This window comes from Litoribacterium kuwaitense, assembly GCF_011058155.1.
Taxonomy (GTDB): domain Bacteria; phylum Bacillota; class Bacilli; order Bacillales; family DSM-28697; genus Litoribacterium; species Litoribacterium kuwaitense.
Genome location: NZ_JAALFC010000083.1, coordinates 1 through 3,914, shown reverse-complemented (window position 1 = coordinate 3,914; position 3,914 = coordinate 1). Strand labels below are relative to the sequence as shown.

At 43.1% G+C, this 3,914-nt stretch carries 4 protein-coding genes and 1 pseudogene; 3 read left to right on the top strand and 2 right to left on the bottom strand.

Annotated features, from left to right (window positions below):
- From G4V62_RS18870 to G4V62_RS18860, 3 genes and pseudogenes are all read left to right on the top strand, one after another.
- Positions 1-769: pseudogene (locus G4V62_RS18870) on the top strand (IS4 family transposase); the annotation flags it as partial.
- Positions 770-1,385: 616 nt separating this feature from the next.
- Entirely contained in the window at positions 1,386-1,949 is a 564-nt protein-coding gene (locus G4V62_RS18865) for an acyl-CoA thioesterase (protein WP_165205164.1), read from the top strand.
- Positions 1,921-2,298 (top strand): hypothetical protein, encoded by a 378-nt coding sequence (locus G4V62_RS18860; RefSeq protein WP_165205162.1) that lies wholly within the window; start codon positions 1,921-1,923, stop codon positions 2,296-2,298. Before G4V62_RS18865 ends, G4V62_RS18860 begins: the two co-directional genes overlap by 29 nt.
- A gap of 399 nt (positions 2,299-2,697) precedes the next feature.
- Here G4V62_RS18860 and G4V62_RS18855 read toward each other — a convergent pair whose 3' ends face one another.
- Positions 2,698-3,543, bottom strand: coding sequence for a sugar phosphate isomerase/epimerase family protein (locus G4V62_RS18855; protein ID WP_165205160.1), 846 nt, complete (start codon positions 3,541-3,543; stop codon positions 2,698-2,700).
- Between the two features lie 102 nt (positions 3,544-3,645).
- The coding region (locus tag G4V62_RS18850) for a LysR substrate-binding domain-containing protein (RefSeq protein ID WP_246218540.1) at positions 3,646-3,914 on the bottom strand (269 nt) is incomplete at its 5' end.

The window sequence follows — 3,914 nt, the reverse complement described above, 5'->3', positions numbered from 1 at the left end:
AAAAAGCTGCACATGGCTTCGTTCATGAACTTACTCTTGTACGCACAACTTCATGAAACGAAAAGTTTACGTGCCATCAGCGACAGTGTCTTTTCAAAAGAACGGCAGGAAGCCACGCGTTTAGATTCAATCAGCTTCTCACAGCTCGGCAGACGCTTGCGCCAGGTACCAACGGGGCGATTTTTCTCGATCTGGTCGTTCAGATTCATGACGCGATGGATTTTCAAACGCGACGCAAGTGGACAACGGCATTAAAAATCATTGATTCTAGCACTTTGCCTTTGAACTTGAATCATCACCGATGGGCGAAGTTTCGTCAGACTAAATCCGGTATCAAGCTTCATCTGCGGCTCGTGTTTATGGAAAATGGTTGTTCCTATCCCGATCAGGCGGTCTTGACGAATGCCAAAGAACATGATCGCGGCCAGTTAGAAGTGTGATTGACGATAAGGAATGCATGTATGTGTTCGACCGAGGATACTTGGATTACGAACGGTTCGACCGCATGACGGATGAGGGCTATTTCTTCGTCTCTCGTCTTCGAAAAAATGCGGTCGTTCGGTCACTCGAACACTTCAAATTGCCGGACGACTCTGACGTGTTGTCCAATGAAATGGTCATCATTGGCACCACGCAAAACCGGTCGGAAAATACATTTCGTTTCTTAAAAGTACTGGATTCCAAAGGAAACCAACTGAACCTGGTAACGAATCGTTTTGATTTGTCTGCGGGTGAAATCGCAGAACTATATAAGTCTCGTTGGGCAATTGGCGTGTCCAGCTAAGGACACAACATCTAGTCGGTGAAAGTCCGACCGGGAGAAAAGACTCCACTCCCGTAGCCTGAGAGGCATCGTGGAGCGAAAGCGAAACGGTGGAGCCCTCTGACATCGTGCTCTTCTGGAGCCGGGCAAAACTCCAGGTTGTAACGTGCAGTGAACGCAGACGTAGCCTCGTAACACGCAAATCCGGTGGTTGAGACGGTCGATAACGCGCGAAAGCAATAAGAACTGACCGAAATGAGTCTGAAACGGCGGTTCTCACCGGCGGGGTATCAGCGGCAAGATGTTGTGGAAACTGGAGAAGCCCTCGACACCCGGTGAAGAAAACTCGCCGAGGAGGCCGTCCCTATAACCGTGACCGGGAAGTGGGACAGGCAGGTGCCAGGGTGGAACGGATTGTAGTCGGTCACAGTCTTTTTAATTTGACCATTCATCAAAAAATTTCGATTGCTCAGTATTTCACTTACGAATACGCATTCTTATGCGTCATAGGTGAAAGCACTTGCATAGATATTGTCTATGCTATACATATAAATGAATCATTTTCCTTCATGCATCAATGAGCGTACACTGAGTATCATCTTGACTAGGGAGGAAACACCTCATGGAATACAAATATCCAAAAGATAGCTTGATTGTGAATACCGATCAAGTGCTTATAAATGATCTGAACAACTACAATACGCTGTACGGCGGTGTGCTCATGAAAAAACTGGACAACAACGCCGTTTTATCTGCCCGTCGTCATTCAAGAGTGAAAGAATGCGTCACAGCATCGACAGATTCCATCGATTTTCTGCATCCGATCCATCAAACAGACTCGGTCTGTGTAGAATCTTTTGTGTCTTATACAGGAAGGTCATCAATGGAGATCTTTTGTAAAGTCATTGCTGAAGACATGCTGACCGGTGAACGCCGAATGGCCGCAACAGCCTTTCTTACCTTCGTTGCCCTTGACGAGAATAAAAAACCTGTTGAGGTTCCAAAAATTGTTCCGGAGACAGATGAAGAGAAATTTCTCTTTGAATCTGGAAAACAACGCGCAGAGATGCGCCGAACTCGTCGAGACCATCATCGTGTGCTCACAGAAATCATCGGATTGCAAAAACCATGGGAAAAAGAAAAGGAGATGATCTTAAATGCAACAACAAGTATTGGCGGGGCTTAAGGATCATTACAAAGCGAAGGAAGATATTGAAGCACTAAAAAAAGAGCATAACGATATATATCAGCTTCTTCTTCATGTGGCTAGTTTAACTCGTCAGCTACAAATTCGGTACCGTTATTTAGGAGCTCTATTGACAAACACGCCAGCTGCAGAATTTGAGCCAAAATTTATTCGCTCATCTGTACTTGAGCTTTACCAACGCGAGGTCCAAACGTTAAAAAATCATCCTAACTTCGACCAAGTACAAGCCCTGTTTAAAGCAAATCCAACACTTGAGTTTCCAAATATCTTTCTCCTCGTGCTTGGCGCTAAGCCTGAAATGGTTCATGGCTCTACGTTTATGAAATAACGCAAAGAAACAGCATACCCCATCATCGGGCGTGTGCTGTTTTCGGTTCTATCGTCCAGATTCACCACAACCTCAATGAACACACCGATAATCATTTAGAAAAAATCATTCACCGAACGACGCCCTTGTTTTTAATTGTCGCCGTGAAGTAAGAAACGAGATTAAAAAATGTAACGAATGTGCTTAAAGCATCAGGACATGAAAGCGATGAGCCGGCTTCGAACAAACAGAAGATACAAATGCTGTTGCGAACGACAAAAAAGACCTATGAGCTCTGCGAATGGGTGGCTCATAGGTCTTCACTATATTAAGCAGCTACATGAAGGTTAATAACAGTCCATCATGTATTTCAAAATTAGTTCCTTCTACGACTGTTTTCGTACACGTCCCACATACTCGTTAAAAATACTTTGAAATATACTGATAGCTCATTTCTACACTTTCCAGTTGATTTCGTCGTGTCCAATCTTGCTCAATAAAGAGATATTTCGCCTCCGGCTTCTCTTTAAAGGCTTGAACGATCGCGGGAATATCCATAACACCTTGCCCAGCCTCGGTAAAATCATCAATTTGATGCAACTCAACCATTTTGTCCATATCAATAGTGGCATCGTGTCCGACGACGTCAAATAAGTTAACAGTTTCAACACTTGCAGGAAGATCTTTTTGATGGAGAAGGTCACAGCGTGAGCCTAACTTTTTCATATATTCAATCGGGTCGACCCCGCCCCGCAACGCCCAGTACGTATCTAACTCGACTTTAACGATCTCCTCATCTGTGTTTTCAAGAATGATATCTAAAATGTACTTTCCATCGATTTCTTGGAATTCTTGAAAGTGGTTATGATAATACAGCTGCAAGCCATTTTCTTTGAAAAAAGTACCCGCCTCATTCATTTTTTTCGCCAGTGTTAAAACTTCTTCCTTACTTGTGAAAAAAGCGATCGCGATACCTAATGAAGTGATACCAACTTCTTTAGCAAAATTTACGACGGCTTGAGCGTGTTTCTCCTCGAGAAAATCAAGTGCAACATGAGCAGAAACCGCTTTCAATCCAAGCCGATCTAGCTCGCCTTTTAGTTCACTCGCTGACATATTGCCAACATTCGCTTCTAAATTTGCATCGTGAAAAAACAGTTCGACATTTTTATATCCGATGGAAGCGACCTTTTCTAATGTTCCGACAAAGTCTTTTTGCAGTTCTTCTCTTACTGAATATAATTGCAGACCAAATTCGACAGCCATTGGGCACCTTTCCCTTCTCAAAGTGGTTATCCGTTTGCCTATATCGTAACATTGAAAAATCCATCTGAATAATAGCTATAGATCATAGGGTATAACCAAAAGTTATAACGAGGCATAAAGAAAGCGATTTTTCATAAAATAAACAAACGTTTCTAAACCAATTTTTTGAAAACGATGCTGTTTTTGTACAAGGTATAAATCTCTCTCCAGCTTAAAATCAGCAATTCTCACTTCGCGTAAAGCGCCATATTTCAACTCTCGCTTAACAGTTTGTCTTGAAATAATACTAACGCCCAACCCTGCTTCAACCGCACTTTTAATCGCTTGAACACTGCCGAGGGCCATGTACCACTGAATATTCTCATATACCC